The organism is Streptomyces sp. NRRL F-2580, assembly GCF_000720115.1.
Taxonomy (GTDB): domain Bacteria; phylum Actinomycetota; class Actinomycetes; order Streptomycetales; family Streptomycetaceae; genus Streptomyces.
The window spans coordinates 76,793-96,555 of sequence record NZ_JOIR01000011.1 but is presented as its reverse complement, the minus strand read 5'-3'; the positions used below and the strand labels follow the sequence as shown (position 1 = coordinate 96,555).

Genomic DNA, 19,763 nt, shown 5'->3' with positions numbered 1-19,763 from the left:
GCACGAGGGGCTCCGACGACCCGCAGGGGGTGTCGCGTAAGTCACTTCTAAAGCTCAAGTAAACCCAAAGAGCGCAGATGGGACATGGCAGGACCTCGTCCGGGACGTTCGTCCAAACACAACGATCCGGATTGAGGTCTTCCGTCCTGCGTTCATCTCAGGTTTGAATGCCGGGGCTCGCAACCCGAGAACCTAAGGATCCGTCCATGAGCTCCACGACGACCCTCCAGAAGGAAGGCAACCCCACCGGTAACTCCGGTGAGGGCCAGCCCTCCGACGGTCTGAAGGCCGGTCTCAAGAACCGCCACCTGTCCATGATCGCCATCGGCGGCGTCATCGGCGCCGGTCTCTTCGTCGGCTCCGGTGGCGGTATCGCCAAGGCCGGTCCCGCCATCCTGATCTCCTACGCGCTGGTCGGCGCGATGGTCGTCTTCGTGATGCGGATGCTGGGCGAGATGGCCGCCGCCAGTCCGAACTCGGGCTCCTTCTCCGCCTACGCCGACCGTGCGCTCGGCCGCTGGGCCGGCTTCTCCATCGGCTGGCTCTACTGGTTCTTCTGGGTCGTCGTGCTCGCCGTGGAGGCCACCGCCGGTGCCGCCATCCTGGAGAGCTGGATCCCGGCCGTCCCGCAGTGGGGCTGGGCGCTGATCGTGATGGCGGTCCTGACCGCCACCAACCTCGGCTCGGTCGCCTCCTACGGTGAGTTCGAGTTCTGGTTCGCGGGCATCAAGGTCGTCGCCATCGGCGCCTTCGTGATCGTCGGCATGCTGGCCGTCTTCGGCGTGCTGCCGGGCTCGGACAACCCCGGCGCGGGCTTCGCGCACCTGACCGACGCGGGCGGCTTCTTCCCCAACGGCTACGGCGCGGTCCTCACCGGTGTGCTGATGGTCGTCTTCTCCTTCATGGGCAGCGAGATCGTCACCCTGGCGGCCGGCGAGTCGGAGAACCCCCGCAAGGCGGTCACCCAGGCCACCAACTCCGTCATCTGGCGGATCGGCGTCTTCTACCTGGGCTCGATCTTCATCGTGCTGACCCTGCTCCCGTGGAACGACAAGTCGATCACCGAGAAGGGCTCGTACGTCGCCGCCCTGGACTCGATCGGCATCGCGCACGCCGGCACGATCATGGAGGTCATCGTCCTGACCGCCGTGCTGTCCTGTCTGAACTCGGGCCTCTACACCGCCTCCCGCATGGCCTTCTCGCTCGGTGAGCGCGGTGACGCCCCCAAGGCGTTCGCCAAGGTCAACTCCCGCGGTGTCCCGGTGGCCGCGATCCTGGGCTCCACGGTCTTCGGCTTCGTCGCCGTCTACTTCAACTACGCCTTCAAGGACACGGTCTTCAACTTCCTGCTGAACTCCTCGGGTGCCATCGCGCTCTTCGTGTGGCTGGTGATCTGCTTCACCCAGCTGAGGATGCGCGGGATCCTGGTCCGCGAGGCCCCGGAGAAGCTGACCGTGAAGATGTGGCTCTTCCCGTGGCTGACCTGGGCCACCGCCGCTCTGATCATGTTCGTGATCGGCTACATGTTCGTGGACGACGCCAACCGCGAGGTCGTCACCCTGTCCACGCTGGTCGCCGGTGCCGTCGTGCTCGTCGGTGTGGTCCTGGACTTCCGCCGCAAGCGGGCGGCCGTGCAGGGCTGACCCCTTGGCCCCTACGTACGCCGGAGCCCGGCCCGCCCTCACAGGCGGGCCGGGCTCCGGCGCGTTCGGGGACCGCTCGGCCGGGGACCCCTCGGCCGGGTACCGGTCAGCCGCGGCGGCCGACCAGCTTCCAGGCGGCCGGCAGGACGCCCATGGCCAGCGCGGCCTTGAGGGCGTCGCCGATCAGGAACGGGACCAGGCCCTTGGCGACGGCGACACCGAGGGACATCCCGGTGACGGCCATCAGGTACGGCACGCCCACCGCGTAGATCACGGCCGAGCCCAGCACCATCGCGCCGGCCATGAGCAGGACCGAGCGGTCGGCGCCGCGCCGGGCGAGGGCGCCGACGAGTGTGGAGGCCAGCAGCATGCCGAGGACGTACCCGAAGGTCGCGCCGCCCGCGCCGGAGGCGCCGTCCGCGAACCACGGCACGCCCGCCATGCCGACCAGGGTGTAGAGGGCGAGCGAGAGGAAGCCGCGGCCGGCGCCGAGCGCGGTGCCGATCAGCAGCGCGGCGAAGGTCTGGCCGGTGATCGGGGCGGCCAGGCCGTCGACGTGGACGGAGATCTGGGCGGCCAGCCCGGTCAGCGCGGCGCCGCCGGCGACGAGCGCGATGTCGCGGACGCGACTCGCGGGCAGCAGATCGGCGAGGACGGCGCCGGGCCGGAGGGAGACGGAAGCAGTGCTCATGAGGGGCTCCGCGGGAGGGGACGGGGGCAGGACGATCACCGACGTTAGTCCGCGGCCCCGCGCCGACCCACCGCTGCCCGGGACAAAGCCCCACTCCCCCGATTGGTGGGGATCGCACAAAGCCCGACCCCCTCCATCACGTCGGCGTGATCCTCATCACGAGGAACATCTGACAACACGTCCGTTTTGCACGGACGGCCGCCGCTCAGTGAGACTGTAGGGTCCCGCCAATCCAGTTGCGGAGCCCCCACCACCGCTGGGCCGAACGAGAGTACGAGCACCCCCTCATGCGTGAGCCCCTGCACGAAGCACCTCCCACGACGGGCGACCTGCCCGCGGAACCACTGAGCCACAGCCTCAAGCAGCGCCACCTGACCATGCTGGGTCTGGGCGGCGTGATCGGCGCCGGCCTCTTCGTCGGCTCCGGAGCCGGCATCGGCATCGCCGGTCCCGCGATCATCTGCTCCTACCTGCTCGCGGGCGTCCTCGCGATGCTCGTGATGCGGGCGCTGGGCGAGATGTCGGCCGCGATGCCCGCCTCCGGCTCCTTCTCGGTCTACGCGGAGAAGGCGCTCGGCCGCTGGGCCGGTTTCTCGGCGGGCTGGCTGTACTGGTTCCTGCTGGTCGTGGTGCTGGCCGTGGAGGCCACCGGCGCGGCGAAGATCGCCAACGGCTGGGTGCCCGCCGTCGACCAGTGGGTGTGGGTGCTGCTCTTCATGGTGGTCTTCACCGTGAGCAACCTGGCCGCGGTGAAGAACTTCGGCGAGTTCGAGTTCTGGTTCGCGGCCCTCAAGGTCGGCGCGATCGTCCTCTTCCTCATCCTCGCCACCCTCGCGATCTTCGGCGTCCTCCCGGACACGGAGCCTGTCGGCATGGCCAACCTCACCGGCCACGGCGGCTTCTTCCCCGAGGGCTTCGGCGGGGTGGTCGCCGGCATGCTCGCCGTCATCTTCGCCTTCGGCGGCCTGGAGGTCGTCACCATCGCGGCCGCCGAGTCGGACGACCCGGCGCGCTCGGTGTCCCGGGCGGTGCGCAGCGCGGTGTGGCGCATCCTCTTCTTCTACGTCGGCTCGATGCTGGTCATCGTGACCCTGCTGCCGTGGGACTCGCTGGAGCCGGGCCAGAGCCCGTATGTGGCCGTCCTCGACTCGATCGGCATCCCGGGGGCTGGGCAGATCATGAACGTCGTGGTGTTCGTGGCCCTGCTGTCGGCGCTGAACGCGAACCTGTACGGGTCCTCGCGCATGGTGTTCTCGCTGGCCGAGCGCGGCGAGGCGCCGAAGTCGCTGCTGAAGGTGTCGGGCGGCGGCGTGCCGCGGCGCGCGGTGTTCGCCTCCGTGGCCTTCGGCTTCGTGTCGGTGGTGCTGAACCTGCTGTGGCCGGACACGATCTTCCTCTACATGCTCAACGCGGTCGGCGCGGTGCTGCTGTTCGTGTGGGCGCTGATCGCGGTCTCCCAGCTGAGGCTGCGCCGGATCATCGAGCGGGACATGCCGGAGCGGCTGACCCTGCCGATGTGGCTGTTCCCGTACGCGACCTGGGCGGCGCTGATCGGGATGGCGGCGGTGCTGGTCCTGATGCTGTTCGACGACTCGGCCCGGCCGCAGCTCCTGTGGTCCACGGGTGCGGCGGTCCTCGTCCTCGTGGTGGCCTTCGTACGGGAGCGGCGGGCCGCCTGACCCCGCTCCGGACCCGATGCACCACCGGACCCCCGTGCCGCGGCGCGGGGGTCCGGGCGTTCCCGGGTCGTGGGCGTTTGCGGGCCGTGCCGTTCCCGGGTCGTGCGGACGTGATCACGATCCGTCAAGCAACTGTCCGAATATCGGACGTCAGACGTCCGGTGATCGGACACTCGGCACACTGGGGCCCGCTCCACCCCCGCACCTGACAGGCACCCACCCATGAGCCACAGCAGCACCGTCGCACCCCCCGAACCGCCGCGGACCGACGCCGGATCTCCCCTCGGCAACGGGCTCAAGCAGCGCCACCTCTCGATGATCGCCCTCGGCGGGGTCATCGGCGCCGGGCTCTTCGTCGGCTCCGGGGCCGGCATCGCCGCCGCCGGCCCCTCGATCGTGCTCGCGTACGCCGCGTCCGGGCTGCTCGTGATGTTCGTGATGCGGATGCTCGGCGAGATGTCCGCCGCCAACCCCGCCTCCGGGTCCTTCTCGGTCCACGCGGAGCGGGCGATCGGCCCCTGGGCGGGGTTCACGGCCGGCTGGATGTTCTGGATCCTGCTGTGCGTGGGGGTGGCCATCGAGGCCATCGGCGCGGCGCACATCATGACGGGCTGGTTCCCGGGCACCCCCTCCTGGATGTGGGTGCTGGCCTTCATGGCGCTGTTCTGCGGCACCAACCTGGCCGCCGTCTCCAACTTCGGGGAGTTCGAGTTCTGGTTCGCCGCCCTCAAGATCGGTGCGATCGCACTCTTCCTGGGCCTGGGCGTCCTGGCCGTCCTCGGCCTGCTGCCCGGCACCTCCTCCCCCGGCACCGCCAACCTGCTGCACGACGGCGGGTTCCTGCCCAACGGCATGGACGGCCTGCTGGTCGGACTGCTCGCCTCGGTCGTCGCGTACGGCGGACTGGAGACGGTGACCATCGCGGCCGCCGAGTCCGAGAACCCCGTGGCGGGCGTGGCCAAGGCCGTGCGGACCACCATGTGGCGGATCGCGATCGTCTACGTCGGCTCCATGCTGGTCATCGTCACCCTGCTGCCGTGGAACGACCCGGCCGTGCCCAAGGACGGCCCGTACGCCGCCACCCTGGACCACCTGGGCATCCCGGCCGCCGGCGAGATCATGAACGTGGTCATCCTGATCGCCCTGATGTCCGCGATGAACGCCAACATCTACGGCTCTTCGCGCATGGCCTACTCCCTCGTCGCCCGCGGCCAGGGCCCCAAGGCGCTGGGCAAGGTCTCCGGCGGGGTGCCGCGCCGGGCGGTGCTCGCCTCGTGCGGCTTCGGCTTCGTCACCGTGCTGCTGTCGTACTGGTACCCGGACACCCTGTTCGCCTGGCTGCTGAACATGGTCGGCGGGGTCATCCTGATCGTCTGGGGCTTCATCGCCGTCTCGCAGTTCGTGCTGCGCCGGCGGCTGGAGCGGGAGGCCCCCGGGAAGCTCGTCGTGAAGATGTGGGGCTTCCCGTACCTGACCTGGGTCGCCCTGGCCGGGGTGGCCGGGGTGCTGGTCCTGATGGCACTGGGCGAGGACACCCGGGTCCAGGTCGTCTTCACCGGCGGGCTGACCGTCGCCCTCGCGGTGACCGGCTACGTGATGCAGCGCCGGGCGGCGGACGCCCGCTGACACCCGCTCCGCCCCAGGTCGGCCCCGTGCGTTCGCACGGGGCCGACCTGCGTTGTACAGAGGTGACCCTTACGTGTGAGGCGGAATAGATACTGCTAGCGTGCAGTTGCGCATTGATTGCAATAAGCAGTTGGCACGCTGAGGGGACCGGATAACACGCATGGCCATCTACACGCTTCCTGAGCTTCCGTACGATTACGCGGCGCTGGAGCCGGTGATCAACCCGCAGATCATCGAGCTGCACCACGACAAGCACCACGCGGCCTACGTCACCGGCGCGAACAACACGCTGGAGCAGCTGGCGGAGGCGCGCGACAAGGAGAACTGGGGCGCCCTCAACGGCCTTGAGAAGAACCTCGCGTTCCACCTCTCCGGCCACATCCTGCACAGCATCTACTGGCACAACATGGCCAGCCCGAAGACCGGTGAGGGCGGCGGCGAGCCCAGCGCGGCCGACGGTCTGGGCGACCTGACCGACGCGATCACCGAGTCCTTCGGCTCCTTCGCGAAGTTCAAGAAGCAGCTGACCTTCGCCTCCTCCGCCACCCAGGGCTCCGGCTGGGGCGTGCTCGCGTACGAGCCCGTCAGCGGCCGCCTGGTCGTCGAGCAGGTCTACGACCACCAGGGCAACGTGGGCGTGGCCAGCACCCCGATCCTGGTCTTCGACGCCTGGGAGCACGCCTTCTACCTGCAGTACAAGAACCAGAAGGTGGACTTCATCGAGGCGATGTGGAACGTCGTCAACTGGCAGGACGTGGCCGGGCGCTACGCCGACGCCAAGGCGAACACCCCGCTGCTGATCCCCGCCACGGGCTGATCGCACACCGCAGAGCCCTCCCCCAGCCTTCGGCCGGGAGGTGCCCCCAGCCTCGTGATCGTCTTCTCAAACATCACCTGCGGGGCATGTAGAGCGGAAGACCCCCGTGAGGACGTGACTCACGGGGGTCTTCTGTGCGTACCGGCAGGTCCTACTCGAAGGACGGGCCCTTGGTGCGGGTCCGCTTGATCTCGTAGAAGCCGGGGGTGGAGGCGACGAGCAGGGTGCCGTCCCACAGCCGGGCGGCGGCGTCGCCGCGCGGGGTCGGGGTGACGACCGGGCCGAAGAAGGCCACGTCTCCCTCGGCGCCCGGAACGGAGATCACCGGGGTGCCGACCTCCTGGCCCACGCGGTCGATGCCGTCGTTGTGGGAGGCCCGCAGCACCTCGTCGTACTCGTCCGAGTCGGCGTACGCGAGCAGTTCGGCCGGCAGGCCGACCTCGGCCAGCGCCTCGGCGATCACCTCGCGGGTCGGGCCCTTCTCCTCGTTGTGGATACGGGTGCCGAGCGCGGTGTAGAGCTTGCCGGTGACCTCGTCACCGTGCTTCTGCTGGGCGGCTATGACCACGCGCACCGGAGCCCAGCCCTTGGGGCCGAGCAGCTCGCGGTAGGTCTCGGGCAGCTCGTCGAGCTTGTTCTCGTTGAGGACGGCAAGGCTCATCACGTGCCAGCGGACCTCGACGTCGCGAACCTTCTCGACCTCGACCATCCAGCGGGACGTCATCCAGGCCCAAGGGCAGAGCGGGTCGAACCAGAAGTCGACCGGGGTCTTCTCGCGCACCTGGGTCTCGGTCATGTCTCTCCTCGGTCTCGTCTCAGTCGGAAAAAGGGCATCACTGGCGCATGTTCTCCGTGGCCAACCAGGACACCGCCGCACGCATTCCCCTCGTGCGAGGATTCGACTCAAGAACGCGATCACGCACGAAGGAGTGCACGTGCCCGGTGAGAATCTGTCCCGCGACGAGGCCCGTGAGCGGGCCGAACTGCTGTCCGTCGACGGGTACGAGGTGGTCCTCGACATCACGTCCGCGGTGGACGAGGCCGAACCGGCCGAGGGCCCACGGACCTTCCGTTCGGTGACGACGATCCGCTTCCGGGCCGCGGCCACCGGCAGCTCCACCTTCGCGGACCTGATCGCCCCCTCGGTGAACGCCGTCACCCTGAACGGGCGGGCGCTGGACGTGGCCAGCGTCTTCGACGGGGCGCGGATCGCCCTGGACGGCCTGGCCGCCGAGAACGTCCTGGTGGTCGACGCGAACTGCGCGTACAGCCGGACCGGCGAGGGCCTCCACCGCTTCGTGGACCCGGAGGACGGCGAGGTGTACCTCTACACCCAGTACGAGCCGGCCGACGCCCGGCGGGTGTACGCGAACTTCGAACAGCCGGACCTGAAGGCGCCCTACCGCTTCGAGGTGGCCGCCCCCGAGGGCTGGCAGGTGTGGAGCAACGGCGCGGAGGAGTCGCGCGAGGGCGGGGTCTGGCGGTTCGCCGAGACCCGGCCGATCTCCACGTACATCACGTGCGTGGTGGCGGGCCCCTACCACTACGTCACGGACACCTACACGCGCGGGGACCTGACCGTCCCGCTGGGCGCGATGTGCCGCAAGGGCCTGGCGAAGCACTTCGACGCGGACGACGTCTTCCTGGTCACCAAGCAGGGCTTCGACCTCTTCCACGAGATCTTCGACTACCCGTACCCCTTCGGGAAGTACGACCAGGCCTTCGTCCCGGAGTACAACCTGGGCGCGATGGAGAACCCGGGGATGGTGACCTTTCGGGAGGAGTACATCTTCCGCGGCAAGGTCACGCAGGCCTCGTACGAGCGGCGCGCGAACGTCATCCTGCACGAGATGGCGCACATGTGGTTCGGCGACCTCGTCACCATGAAGTGGTGGGACGACCTGTGGCTCAAGGAGTCCTTCGCGGACTTCATGGGCTCCTTCGGGCTCGTCGAGGCCACCCGCTTCGACCAGGCGTGGGTCACCTTCGCCAACAACCGCAAGGCGTGGGCGTACCGCGCCGACCAGCTGCCGTCCACGCACCCGATCACGGCCGACATCCGTGACCTGGAGGACGCGAAGCTGAACTTCGACGGCATCACCTACGCCAAGGGCGCGGCGGTGCTGAAGCAGCTCGTGGCGTACGTGGGCCGGGAGGCGTTCCTGGAGGGCGCGCGGCGCTACTTCAAGGCCAACGCGTACGGGAACACCACGCTCGACGACCTGCTGTCGGTGCTCGCCGAGGTCTCCGGGCGGGACATGGCCGAGTGGTCGCGGGCCTGGCTGCAGACGGCGGGCGTGAACGCCCTCGCCCCGGTGGTGACGTACGACGCCGGCGGGCGCGTGACGGAGCTGGCGGTCGTGCAGGAGGGCGAGGAGCTGCGGCCGCACCGGGTCGCGGTGGGCCTGTACCGGCTGGAGTCCGACGGGTCCCTGGTCCGCTACGCGCGGGCCGACGCGGACGTCTCGGGCGCGCGGACCGTGGTCGCCGAGCTGGTGGGCGCGGAGCGGCCCGACCTGGTCCTGGTCAACGACGAGGACCTCACCTACTGCAAGATCCGCTTCGACGAGGGCTCGCTGGCCACGCTGCGGGCCCACCTGGGCGACCTGACCGACCCGCTCGCCCGCGCGCTCAGCTGGTCGGCGCTGTGGAACCTGACGCGGGACGGCCTGATGCCGGCGCGCGACTTCGTCCAGCTGGTCCTGGCGCACGCGGGCCGGGAGACGGACGTCGGCGTCCTGCAGCAGCTGCACGCGCAGGCCCTGACCTCGGTCACCCACTACGCGGCACCGGACTGGCGCGAGCAGGGCGGCCGGGAGCTGGCGGCGGGCGCGCTGCACGAGCTGCGGCTGGCGGCGCCGGGGTCGGAGCACCAGCTGACCTGGGCCCGCTTCTTCGCCGCGAGCGCGGCCACGGAGGGCGACTTCCAGCTGCTGCTGGGGCTGCTGGAGGGCTCGGCGCGGATCGACGGGCTGGACGTGGACCAGGAGCTGCGCTGGGACTTCCTGCTGCCGCTGGCCGCGCACGGGGCGGTGGACGAGGCCGTGCTCACCGCCGAACTGGCGCGCGACGACACGGCGTCGGGCAAGCGGCACCAGGTGCGGTGCCTGGCGGCGCGGCCGTCGGAGGCCGTGAAGGACCAGGCGTGGGCGGCGGTCGTCGAATCGGACGCGCTGTCCAACGCGCTGGTGGAGGCGACGATCGCGGGCATGCAGCAGTCCTCGCAGCGGGGCCTGCTGGCGGCTTACGCGGGGCGCTACTTCGAGGTGATCGAGCGGGTGTGGGCGGACCGGTCGATCCAGATCGCGATGGATGTGGTGAAGGGTCTGTACCCGTCGCTGCAGGGCGACTCGGCCACGCTCGACGCCACTGACGCGTGGCTCGCGGCGCACGCCGATGCGGCTCCGGCGCTGCGCCGCCTGGTGCTGGAGTCCCGCGACGACCTGGCCCGTGCCCTGCGCGCCCAGGCCTGCGACGCGGCGGCGGGCTGACCCTGCGGGGCTCTCCCCCACCCCGCCCCTTCCCGAAACCGGGCTCCGCCCGGACCCGGTCCTCAAACGCCGGACGGGCTGGAAATCCAGCCCCGCCGGCGTTTGAGGCGCGGGGGTTCGGGGGCGGAGCCCCCGCAACGGCGCCGCGCCCGGGCACCCGCAGCCGGCCCGCACTGGATGCCCTGACCGGCGGAGCCCATCGGCAGTCGAACGCCCGTACTTTAGCCCCAGCTTGTCCGGATTTGTCGACGAGCCTGTAACAGGGGTTAGCAAGGCCATGGCCTGAGGGAATCACCGCGTCATGAACCACAACGCACCCCTCCCCCTCGCCCACCTCACCGGCAGCCGCCCCCGCGTGCTCACCCTCGCCCAGCTGCGCGAGCACGGCGTCACCGCCTCCGACGCCGCCGAACGGCCCTGGCAGCAGATCCTGCCGGGGGTGTTCCTGCTCCACTCCGGGCCCGCGACCAGCGAGGAGCGGCTGCACGCCGCGCTGCTGTACGCGGGACGGCGCGGCGCGGGCGAAGCGATGATCACCGGGCTGGCGGCGCTCGCCCTGTACCGGTTCGCCTCCGCGCCCGCGCTGCTCGCCCTCTCGCACATCGACGTACTGGTGCCCGGGACCCGGCGGCTGCGCTCCACCGGCGACGTGCGGATCGTGCGGGCGCACACCCCGCCCCGTTCGCAGGAGGTGACCGGCCTGCCGGTGGCGCCCGCCGCGCGGGCCCTCGCCGACGCGGTCTCCCAGCTCTCCGACGCCGGCACCGTACGCCGCCTGCTCAGCGAGGCCGTGCGTGGCGGCCACTGCGAACCGGCCGCCGTCGTAAGGGAGCTGACGGTGGCCCGGCTGCTGAACCGGCCGCACGTGGTCGACGCGGTCGAGTCGCTCCTCGCCGAGGGCCGCGCCATCGCCGAGGACCGGCTGTACCACCTCGTACGGGGCTACGAGCTGCCCGAGCCCGTGTGGAACGTGGACCTGCGACTGCCCGGCGGACCGCACCTCGGCGGGGTGGACGCGTTCTGGCCCGAGCAGTCCGTGGCCCTGGAGATCGACACGCGCGCCCCGCGCCAGGGCGAGGACGAGGAGTGGTCGGAGTCCGTCCGCAAGCGGGAGACGCTGGAGCGGCTCGGCGTGACCGTCATCCACATCACCCCGCGCAAGCTCCGCGACTGGCCCGAGCAGCAGGCCGCGGTGGTCCGCACGGCCCTGACGGCGTCCCGCGACCGCGAGCCCGCCGCCTATCTGGTGGTGCTCCCCAGGTGAGGCGAGTACTCCGGGGTGCTCCAGAGCAGCCGCCCCGGATGCAGGCCCTCCACCACCGACTCCACCCGGAAGCGGGTGCGGCGGCTCCCGTCGGCCCCGAACTCCGTCTCGGCCCGGCCGCTCAGCTGGAGGACCGCCCCGCTCTCCCAGTCCGGGAAGAGCAGCCCCGCCCGGGGATCGGCCGTCAGGTTCCCCAGGGTCAGGAACATGGCATTGCCCGCGTAGTCCGGCCAGGCCAGCTCGGTCGGCGAGAGCACCTCGACGAATCCGGGCAGCCCGCCCCGGTGACTGGCGTCGACCCCGTCCGCCTCGGCGGTGGTGGCGACGAAGAAGGTGTCGGCGGCGCGGACGGCCCGTTCCTGGTCGGGGGTGAGCGCGTGCCCGCGCCGCACGACACCGGCTCCTTGCGCGGCGAGCTCCAGGGGCTGCCGTTTCTGGAGGTACTTGGGGCAGTTGGCGAAGACCTGCTCGGCCCGGACCGCGAACCCGCGACCGGTCGGCTCCAGGGTTCCGTTCAGCCGCATCCGGCGCCGGGTGCGCGGGTCGAGCGCGATGGTGCCGACCCGGGTCCCGTCCGTGGCCAGCGCACCGGCGAGCGGATCGCCCGCCGGCGGTCCGCCGGTGACCGCGATCCGGTCCGGCCCGGTGGCCCGTACGAAGCCCGGCGGACCGGTGAGCAGGGAGGCCCACATCCGCCCGGAGGCGTCGGCCGCGCCGACGACGAGGTGCGGCTGGAGCCCGAGGAAGGCCGCGGCGACGTCCCGGATCCCCGCGCCGATCGAACGGCCGACGTGCTCGGCGAGCTCCCGTACGCCGACCCGCTCCTGCACGGCCAGCGCGCCCGCGTGGTAGGCCCCGGACATCAGAAGAACCCGCAGGTCGGCGCGGATTCCACGGGGGCGGGTGCACCCTCGGCCCCGGCCGGTACGGAGATCTCCAGGCGGGTCCCGTCGGGGTCGTGGAAGAAGATGCCGCCGGAGGCCGCTCCCTCGCGGTGGGCGACGACGCCCTCGTAGGCGAACGCGACGCCCAGGTCGCGCAACCGCGCCTCGTACGCCCGTACCTGCTCGATCGTGCCGGCGGAGAACGCCAGGTGGTGCAGTCCGGCCGCGGTCGGTGCGTACACCCCGTCGGCCTGCTGCCACAGGGTGAGGACGAGCTCGCCGTCCTGGCCGAGGAAGGCGAAGCGGCGGTCCTGCTCCTTGCCCTCGCCCAGCACCCGGAAGTCGAGGGCGTCCCGGTAGAAGGCGAGCGAGCGGTCGAGATCGGTGACGTTGAGGCCCACGTGTCCGGTGCGGAGCGTGCTGATGGCGGTCGTCATGACGGGTCCTTCCCCGAAAGAGACATACGAAGGTTCCTAACCTTCTAAATCGAGATTAAAGGTTAGGTCGAGAGAGGTCAACCGTTCACGTACTCTTGAGGGGTTAGCGACCCGCCCAGGAGGCGATACGGACATGACGGTGGCGGACCCACGGCCCCTGACCGGGGAGCCGGTCTCCCTCGACCTGCTCAACACCCGCTGGATGGCCGACGGGGAGCCTCAGGACCTCTTCGCCGGAGCGGCCGGACTGACCCGGGTGCAGGGACTCGCCGCCTGGCTGGAGAGCACCGGCCTCGCGGCGCGCTTCCGCGCCGACGCGGCCACCCTCGTCCATCTGCTGACCGCACGCGAGGCACTGGCCCGCGCGGTCGCGGACCCGGCCGACGAGAGCGCCCGTACGCTGGTCGACGCCGTGCTGGAGCACGGACGGATCCGTGCCACCCTGACCTCCGAGGGCCCGGGCGAGCGCACCGAGTTCGACGACCCGACCTGGGGTCCGGCCTGGACGGCGGCCCGGGACTACCTGGAACTGCTCGCCGGTACGCCCGGCCGGATCCGCAAGTGCGCGTCCGAGACCTGTGTCCTGCACTTCCACGACACCTCGCGCAACGGCACCCGGCGCTGGTGCTCGATGGCCGCCTGCGGAAACCGGGCGAAGGCCTCGCGCCACTACGCGCGCACGCGCGAGCGCTGAGCACCCCGAATCTGTCACACCCGCTCTGAGACCGTTCATGACGGCAAGGCGGGAAAGTCTATAAATCTACTCTCCAGCACCCTTGGTTCGCACCACTGTGCCCCGGTACGGCCGCGCTGGCGCATACTCCGCACTGGCGAGAGTCCGCCATGTCAGGTCTCGGTCAATGACAACTCTCCCCAAAGAGCTGTCGCGTGAGGAAAGCTGACCGGTCATCCGGCACCGAAATCCGGACCGTACCTTTCACTTACCAGGGATGCTGATGACCCTCGAATCCCCCAGCTCCATACCCGGGGCCAGACGCGTCGCACGCGTCGCGGCCGCGGCCGGCCTGGTCGCCGCCCTCGCGGCCACCGGCGCCGCGCCCGCGTTCGCGGTCACCGGCGCGGACACCCCGGGCACCACGCCCGCGGTCAAGTCCGCCGACCAGAAGCTCGGTTCGGCCGACGCCGAGCTGCTCCAGGAGGCCAAGGCCAAGGGTGACGCGAACGTCACCGTCATGGTCGCGACCGCCCCCGGGCAGACCAAGCAGGTCTCCGACCAGCTGGGTGCCGTCCAGGGCGCCTCGGTGGGCCGGACGTACGACAACCTCGGTTACGTGCGGGCCACCGTGCCCACCGGCAAGGCGGAGGCCGCGCTGAAGGCGGCCGCCAAGCTGTCCTCGGTGCACGGAATCGACCTGCGGCACGAGATCCAGCTGCCGGACCCCCGCCCCGACGCCAAGGGCGAGTCGGGCGCGGTCAAGAAGACCGCCGCCGAGACGTACCCGGCGCCGGACAAGAACACCCCGGCGAAGAACCCGTACAACCCGTCCTTCGAGACGGGTGCCGTTGACTTCGTGAAGCAGAACCCGCAGGCCGACGGCCGTGGCGTGACCATCGGCATCATGGACTCGGGCGTCGACCTCGGCCACCCGGCCCTGCAGAAGACCACCACCGGCGAGCGCAAGATCGTCGACTGGGTCACGGCCACCGACCCGATCACCGACGGCGACGCCACCTGGCGCGCCCAGATCACCCCGGTCACCTCCTCCGGCGGCACCTTCACCGCGGGCGGCCAGAGCTGGAAGGCCCCCGAGGGCGCCTTCCAGTGGAGCCGGTTCAGCGAGTCGATCACCGCCACCGGCGACATGAAGGGCGACGTCAACCGGGACGGGGACACCACCGACCGGTTCGGCCTGCTCTACGACGTCGCCGCCGGCACCGTCCGCGTCGACACCGACCAGGACGGCGACTTCACGAACAACGAGCCGATGAAGCCGTACAAGGACGGCTACCAGATCGGCTATTTCGGTACGGACAACCCGGCGACCGACGTCGCCGAGCGCATCCCGTTCGTGATCGAGATCCGCAAGGACGTCCCGATGGACCCGCTGGGCGGTGACTGGGTCGGCAAGAAGGCCGACTTCGTCAACGTCGGCATCATCGAGTCCGAGCACGGCACGCACGTCGCCGGCATCACCGCCGCCAACGGCCTCTTCGGCGGCGCGATGAACGGCGAGGCGCCCGGCGCGAAGCTCGTCTCCTCGCGCGCCTGCTCCTGGTCCGGCGGCTGCACCAACATCGCGCTGACCGAGGGCATGATCGACCTGGTCGTCAACCGCGGCGTGGACATCGTCAACATGTCCATCGGCGGTCTGCCGGCACTGAACGACGGCAACAACGCACGCTCGGAGCTCTACAAGAACCTCATCGACACCTACGGTGTCCAGCTCGTCATCTCGGCGGGCAACGAGGGCCCCGGTGTCAACACCATCGGCGACCCCGGTCTCGCGGACAAGGTCATCTCCGTGGGTGCCGCGGTCTCCAAGGAGACCTGGGCCGCCAACTACGGCTCCGGCGTGACCAAGAAGTACAACATGTTCCCCTTCTCCTCGCGCGGTCCGCGTGAGGACGGCGGGTTCACGCCGACCATCACCGCCCCCGGCGCGGCCATCAACACCATCCAGACCTGGCTGCCCGGCGCGCCCGTGAAGGAGGCCGGCTACACCCTGCCGGCCGGTTACGGCATGCTCCAGGGCACCTCGATGTCCTCGCCGCAGGCGACGGGCGCCAGCGCCCTGCTGATCTCGGCCGCCAAGCAGCAGAACATCAAGCTGACCCCGGCGAGCCTGCGCGTGGCGCTCACCAGCACCGCGAAGAAGATCGACGACGTCCCGGCGCACGCCCAGGGCTCCGGCCTGATCAACGTCCCCGGCGCGTGGGAGTCCATCCAGCGCGACGCGAAGGCCAATGAGTTCACCGTCAAGGCGCCGGTCGACACCGCGATCGACCAGTTCCTGAAGACCCCGGGCTTCGGCACCGGCCTCTACGACCGCGAGGGCGGCCTCAAGGTCGGCCAGAAGAAGGTCTACGACGTCGTCGTCACCCGCACCACGGGCGTCAAGTACGGCACCCGGCACGACCTGAGCTGGCGCAACAACGACGGCACCTTCAAGGTCGTCGGCGGTTACGACTACGTCACCCTGCCGCTGAACAAGCCCGTCACCATCAAGGTCGAGGCCAACGTGAAGTCGGCCGGCGTCCACAGCGGCATCCTGCAGCTGGACGACGAGACCACCGAGGGCATCGACAAGCAGATCCTGACGACCGTCGTCGCCTCCGCCCCACTGGCGAAGCCGTCGTTCACGTTCTCGGACACCTCCTCGGTGCAGCGCAACAGCCACAAGTCGTACTTCGTCACCGTGCCGCAGGGCGCGAAGACGCTGGAGGTCGCCCTCGGCGGTCTCAAGCCGGGCAGCCAGACGCGCTTCATCTCGATCCACCCGTACGGTGTGGGCGTCGAGGACAGCGCGACCACCCAGTGCTACCCGAACTACGACAACCCGGCCAACGCCTGCCGCCCCGACCTGCGTTCGTACGCCGAGCCGCAGCCGGGCGTCTGGGAGATCGAGGTCGAGTCGCGCCGTACGTCGCCGCTGCTCGACAACCCGTTCAAGCTGGACGTCTCCGTCCTCGGCGCGGGCTTCGACCCGGCGGTCAAGGTCCTCCCCGAGGTCAAGCAGGGCACCCCGGCGCCGGTCCAGTGGACCGTCAAGAACGACGCCGCGGCCATCTCCGGCGGCAAGCTCAAGGGCGGCCCGCTCGGCTCCGCGAAGGTCGCCAAGCCGACCATCGCGAACGGTGAGACCCAGACCTCCGAGGTCACGATCGGCGAGGGCGTCTCCCGCCTCGACGTCGCCATCGGCAAGGTCTCCGACACCGGTGCGGACCTCGACCTCGAGGTCTACAAGGACGGCGTCAAGGTCGGCTCCTCCGCCGACGGCGACTCCGAGGAGGCCGTGAGCCTGGTCAACCCGGCCGCCGGCACCTACAGCGTCAAGGTCATCGGCTACGCGATCCCGGCCGGCACCACCACGTACGACTACCGCGACGTGTTCTTCTCGGCCGCCCTGGGCTCCGTCCAGGTCGACGAGAGCGCCGCGGTGAACCTCGCCAACGGCGCCTCGGCGTCCGTCTCGGCGAACGTCCTGGTCAACAGCGCGGCCCCCGAGGGCCGGCAGTTCTTCGGCCAGGTCCAGCTGCTCAACGCCCGCGGCACCGCCGCCGGCACCGGCAGCGTGCAGATCGAGAAGGTCCTCCCGTAACCCGGTAGGCACCTGAGACGACAGCGGGGGCGGTGCTCGTACGAGCACCGCCCCCGCCTGTCTCCTCCGACCCGCGCGCTACGGGCCTACTTGCCCAGCGAGCGCAGCGACTCGGCGTAGGTGCCGACCGCGTGCGCGATCACGTCCAGGTTGGTGTCGAAGGCCTTGAGGTCCAGGTTCTTCAGGTTGTCGCCCGCGCCGTGGTAGTTCGGGTCGTACGGGGCCCCCGCGGTGCCGCCGTGGCGCTCGGCCTGCTCGGCGGTCTTGACGCCCTCGGCGCCGGTGAAGGTGCCGCCGGCCGGGATGCCGTTCGCGATGAAGGGGCCGTAGTCGGAGCGGCCGTCGAAGTCACTGCCCTCGTGCGGCTTGCCCTTCTTGTCGAGGAAGCCGTTGATCAGCGCCTCGATCTGCGCCGAGCCCGCCGGGCCGGCGCCCGCGCCCGTCTGGTCGGAGTCGTCGCCGTCGTAGACGAACTGCACCGGGTTCGGCGAGGCGATCATGTCGAAGTTCAGGTAGAGCGCGATGTCCTTCTTCTGCTTCTCCGACAGCTGCGCGACGTAGTGCTCCGAGCCCAGCAGGCCCAGCTCCTCGGCCGACCACCAGGCGAAGCGGACCTTGTTGGCGGGCCCCTTGCCCTTCTTGTTGGCGCCCTCGTCGGCCAGCTTCAGCGCGACCTCCAGCAGACCGGCCGAGCCGGAACCGTTGTCGTTGATGCCCGGGCCCTCGGGGACCGAGTCCAGGTGCGCGCCGACGCTCACCACACGGTCGCCGCGTCCGCCCCGGGTCTCGGCGATCACGTTGCGGGTGGTCTTCTTCACGTGCTCCTGGTCCAGGTCCAGGCGTACGCTCACCTCGCCCTGGGCCGCGGCCGCGGTCAGCGCCTCGCCGTCGGCCAGCGTGATGCCGGCGCTCGGGATGATCCCCTCGTCGGGCGAGGAGAACCCGCCGCGCACCGGGGTGGTGCCGCTGTGGTTGTAGACGATGACGCCGACGGCGCCGGCCGCGGCGGCCGCCCGCTGCTTCTCCACGAAGGTGCAGGCACCGCGCTTGACCAGGGCGATCTTCCCGGTGAAGGTGCCTGCCTGATAGTCGTCCGCCGTGCAGCCGGGGGTCTCGTCGACCCGTGCGAGGGCGAGCGGGGCGGCCAGGCCGCCGGCCGGGGTGGACTTGGTGAAGGTGAAGGCGGCGGTGGCCAGCTCGCGGCCCCCGGCGCCTCCGGCCCCGCCGAGGACGACGGTCTTCTCCGTCTTCGTGTGCGCCTCGTAGATGTCGAAGTCCTGGTACGAGACCTGGTACCCGGCCTTCTTCAGCGTGTCGTGCACGTAGGCGGCGGAGGCCGCGTGGCCGGGTGTGCCGGCGGCGCGGTTGCCGCCGTTGGCGTCGGCGATCTGCTGGAACCTCGCCAGGTGGCGGTAGGCGCCGCGGGCGGTGACCTCCTCCACCAGCTCCTTGGCGAGCCTGCCCTCCCGCGGGTGGGCGGCCGCCGGAGTGGCGATGAGCAGGACGGGCGCGGCTACGGCGGCGGCCGCGAGGGCGGCGAGGGCCGGTATGGACCGGCGGCGGTGGCGGATGGCGCGCACGGTGGATCTCCCCGAGTCGGATGTTCGTTCTGCGGTCGGCCATGTCCGGAATGCGGGTCATGACAGATCGGACGCTAACCGGCTCTGACCTGGCAAAACGGATGTTCAGCGGCCCTGCAACACACCCGCCACGGACTCGTCACACGCGTTCACGTTCAGGACACCGTCCGTTCCTCGGACAATGGATTGGACAAGGCTCGTGGGGTCGAACGCATGATGGCTCCACGCGCGCCCGCGTCGTACGTACCAAAGGAGTCACCGTGAGGGTCGGAATCGTCGGAGCCACCGGACAGGTCGGCGGAGTCATGCGCGGCATCCTCGCCGAGCGGAAGTTCCCGGTGGACGAGCTGCGGCTGTTCGCCTCGGCTCGTTCCGCGGGCTCCACCCTCGAGTGGGAGGGCCGGGAGATCACCATCGAGGACGCCTCCACGGCCGACTACTCGGGCCTGGACATCGTGCTCTTCTCCGCGGGTGGCGCCACCTCCAAGGCCCTGGCCGAGAAGGTCGCCGCGCAGGGCGCCGTCGTGATCGACAACTCCTCCGCCTGGCGCAAGGACCCCGAGGTCCCCCTCGTCGTCTCCGAGGTCAACCCGCACGCGATCAAGAACCGCCCCAAGGGCATCATCGCGAACCCGAACTGCACCACCATGGCCGCGATGCCGGTGCTGCGCCCGCTGCACGACGAGGCCGGCCTGTCCGCGCTGATCGCCACCACCTACCAGGCCGTGTCCGGGTCGGGCCTGGCCGGCGTCGCCGAGCTGCGCACCCAGGCCTGCGCGGTCTCCGAGGCCGCCGACCAGCTGACCTTCGACGGCGGCGCGGTGGACTTCCCGGAGCCGGCCGTCTACAAGCGCCCCATCGCCTACAACGTCGTCCCGCTCGCGGGCTCGATCGTCGACGACGGTTCCTTCGAGACCGACGAGGAGCAGAAGCTCCGCAACGAGTCCCGCAAGATCCTGGAGATCCCGGAGCTCAAGGTCTCGGGCACCTGCGTGCGCGTGCCGGTCTTCTCCGGCCACTCCCTCCAGATCAACGCCCGCTTCGACCGCCCGATCAGCGTCGAGCGCGCCTACGAGCTCCTGGGCGACGCCCCGGGCGTCGAGCTGTCGGAGATCCCGACCCCCCTCCAGGCCGCCGGCAAGGACGCCTCGTACGTGGGCCGCATCCGTGTCGACGAGACGGTGGAGAACGGCCTCGCGCTGTTCCTCTCGAACGACAACCTCCGCAAGGGCGCGGCCCTGAACGCGGTCCAGATCGCGGAGCTCGTCGCGGAGGAGCTCCGCGGCTGACGCCGCCCGTGCGACGAAGGGGAGGAAGCCCGTGCGGCTTCCTCCCCTTTCGCCGTATCCGGCCGGTTTCCGCCCCCGTGTT

General features: G+C 70.5%; 14 protein-coding genes. 9 read left to right on the top strand and 5 right to left on the bottom strand.

Annotated features, from left to right (window positions below; translation table 11 throughout):
* The first annotated feature begins 206 nt into the window (after window positions 1-206).
* On the top strand, window positions 207-1,643 hold the full coding sequence (locus IF88_RS0113845) for an amino acid permease (protein ID WP_030710810.1): 1,437 nt from the start codon (window positions 207-209) through the stop codon (window positions 1,641-1,643).
* 106 nt (window positions 1,644-1,749) lie between these two features.
* Here IF88_RS0113845 and IF88_RS0113840 read toward each other — a convergent pair whose 3' ends face one another.
* A complete protein-coding gene (locus IF88_RS0113840; protein WP_030710808.1) occupies window positions 1,750-2,334 on the bottom strand; it encodes a biotin transporter BioY in 585 nt (194 codons plus the stop codon).
* 287 nt (window positions 2,335-2,621) lie between these two features.
* Between IF88_RS0113840 and IF88_RS0113835 the strand changes: the two genes are divergently transcribed.
* The 3 genes from IF88_RS0113835 (at window position 2,622) to IF88_RS0113825 (ending at window position 6,456) form a co-directional block, all read left to right on the top strand.
* Window positions 2,622-4,013, top strand: a complete 1,392-nt coding sequence (locus IF88_RS0113835; RefSeq protein ID WP_030710806.1) for an amino acid permease — start codon at window positions 2,622-2,624, stop codon at window positions 4,011-4,013.
* A gap of 222 nt (window positions 4,014-4,235) precedes the next feature.
* A complete protein-coding gene (locus tag IF88_RS0113830) occupies window positions 4,236-5,639 on the top strand; it encodes an amino acid permease (RefSeq protein ID WP_030710805.1) in 1,404 nt (467 codons plus the stop codon).
* A 160-nt stretch (window positions 5,640-5,799) separates the two neighbouring features.
* A complete protein-coding gene (locus IF88_RS0113825) occupies window positions 5,800-6,456 on the top strand; it encodes a superoxide dismutase (protein WP_030710803.1) in 657 nt (218 codons plus the stop codon).
* Between the two features lie 151 nt (window positions 6,457-6,607).
* On the opposite strand, the gene IF88_RS0113820 is transcribed toward IF88_RS0113825, so the two are convergent.
* The gene (locus tag IF88_RS0113820) at window positions 6,608-7,252 is read right to left on the bottom strand and encodes a DsbA family protein (RefSeq protein WP_030710797.1); all 645 of its coding nucleotides are present in this window, start codon (window positions 7,250-7,252) and stop codon (window positions 6,608-6,610) included.
* Window positions 7,253-7,391: 139 nt separating this feature from the next.
* Here IF88_RS0113820 and pepN point away from each other — a divergent pair, with 139 nt between their 5' ends.
* A complete protein-coding gene (pepN, locus tag IF88_RS0113815; protein WP_030710795.1) occupies window positions 7,392-9,947 on the top strand; it encodes an aminopeptidase N in 2,556 nt (851 codons plus the stop codon).
* Between the two features lie 301 nt (window positions 9,948-10,248).
* Complete coding sequence (locus IF88_RS0113810; protein WP_030710793.1) at window positions 10,249-11,211, top strand: hypothetical protein; 963 nt, start codon at window positions 10,249-10,251, stop codon at window positions 11,209-11,211.
* Here IF88_RS0113810 and IF88_RS0113805 read toward each other — a convergent pair.
* Both IF88_RS0113805 and IF88_RS0113800 read right to left on the bottom strand, forming a co-directional pair.
* Complete coding sequence (locus IF88_RS0113805) at window positions 11,187-12,074, bottom strand: pyridoxamine 5'-phosphate oxidase family protein (protein ID WP_030710791.1); 888 nt, start codon at window positions 12,072-12,074, stop codon at window positions 11,187-11,189. The genes IF88_RS0113810 and IF88_RS0113805 overlap by 25 nt on opposite strands.
* Complete coding sequence (locus IF88_RS0113800) at window positions 12,074-12,532, bottom strand: VOC family protein (protein WP_030710789.1); 459 nt, start codon at window positions 12,530-12,532, stop codon at window positions 12,074-12,076. The genes IF88_RS0113805 and IF88_RS0113800 overlap by 1 nt, the downstream gene beginning before the upstream one ends.
* A 133-nt stretch (window positions 12,533-12,665) precedes the next feature.
* Between IF88_RS0113800 and IF88_RS0113795 the strand changes: the two genes are divergently transcribed.
* Both IF88_RS0113795 and IF88_RS0113790 read left to right on the top strand, forming a co-directional pair.
* Window positions 12,666-13,226: a CGNR zinc finger domain-containing protein gene (locus tag IF88_RS0113795; RefSeq protein WP_030710787.1), complete on the top strand. Its 561-nt coding sequence runs from the start codon at window positions 12,666-12,668 to the stop codon at window positions 13,224-13,226.
* 262 nt (window positions 13,227-13,488) lie between these two features.
* Window positions 13,489-16,812 (top strand): S8 family serine peptidase, encoded by a 3,324-nt coding sequence (locus IF88_RS0113790; protein ID WP_030710785.1) that lies wholly within the window; start codon window positions 13,489-13,491, stop codon window positions 16,810-16,812.
* 86 nt (window positions 16,813-16,898) lie between these two features.
* Here IF88_RS0113790 and IF88_RS0113785 read toward each other — a convergent pair whose 3' ends face one another.
* Complete coding sequence (locus IF88_RS0113785) at window positions 16,899-18,392, bottom strand: M28 family metallopeptidase (RefSeq protein ID WP_051836839.1); 1,494 nt, start codon at window positions 18,390-18,392, stop codon at window positions 16,899-16,901.
* A gap of 260 nt (window positions 18,393-18,652) precedes the next feature.
* Here IF88_RS0113785 and IF88_RS0113780 point away from each other — a divergent pair, with 260 nt between their 5' ends.
* On the top strand, window positions 18,653-19,681 hold the full coding sequence (locus IF88_RS0113780) for an aspartate-semialdehyde dehydrogenase (protein WP_030710781.1): 1,029 nt from the start codon (window positions 18,653-18,655) through the stop codon (window positions 19,679-19,681).
* The last annotated feature ends 82 nt before the right edge of the window (window positions 19,682-19,763 follow it).

Bases quoted from the DNA above. Each gene is read 5' to 3' on its own strand.
- IF88_RS0113805 (WP_030710791.1), bottom strand. From the start codon at position 12,074: ATGTCCGGGGCCTACCACGCGGGCGCGCTGGCCGTGCAGGAGCGGGTC.
- IF88_RS0113845 (WP_030710810.1), top strand. From the start codon at position 207: ATGAGCTCCACGACGACCCTCCAGAAGGAAGGCAACCCCACCGGTAAC.
- IF88_RS0113810 (WP_030710793.1), top strand. From the start codon at position 10,249: ATGAACCACAACGCACCCCTCCCCCTCGCCCACCTCACCGGCAGCCGC.
- IF88_RS0113835 (WP_030710806.1), top strand. From the start codon at position 2,622: ATGCGTGAGCCCCTGCACGAAGCACCTCCCACGACGGGCGACCTGCCC.
- IF88_RS0113830 (WP_030710805.1), top strand. From the start codon at position 4,236: ATGAGCCACAGCAGCACCGTCGCACCCCCCGAACCGCCGCGGACCGAC.
- IF88_RS0113795 (WP_030710787.1), top strand. From the start codon at position 12,666: ATGACGGTGGCGGACCCACGGCCCCTGACCGGGGAGCCGGTCTCCCTC.
- IF88_RS0113825 (WP_030710803.1), top strand. From the start codon at position 5,800: ATGGCCATCTACACGCTTCCTGAGCTTCCGTACGATTACGCGGCGCTG.
- IF88_RS0113790 (WP_030710785.1), top strand. From the start codon at position 13,489: ATGACCCTCGAATCCCCCAGCTCCATACCCGGGGCCAGACGCGTCGCA.
- IF88_RS0113840 (WP_030710808.1), bottom strand. From the start codon at position 2,334: ATGAGCACTGCTTCCGTCTCCCTCCGGCCCGGCGCCGTCCTCGCCGAT.
- IF88_RS0113820 (WP_030710797.1), bottom strand. From the start codon at position 7,252: ATGACCGAGACCCAGGTGCGCGAGAAGACCCCGGTCGACTTCTGGTTC.
- IF88_RS0113800 (WP_030710789.1), bottom strand. From the start codon at position 12,532: ATGACGACCGCCATCAGCACGCTCCGCACCGGACACGTGGGCCTCAAC.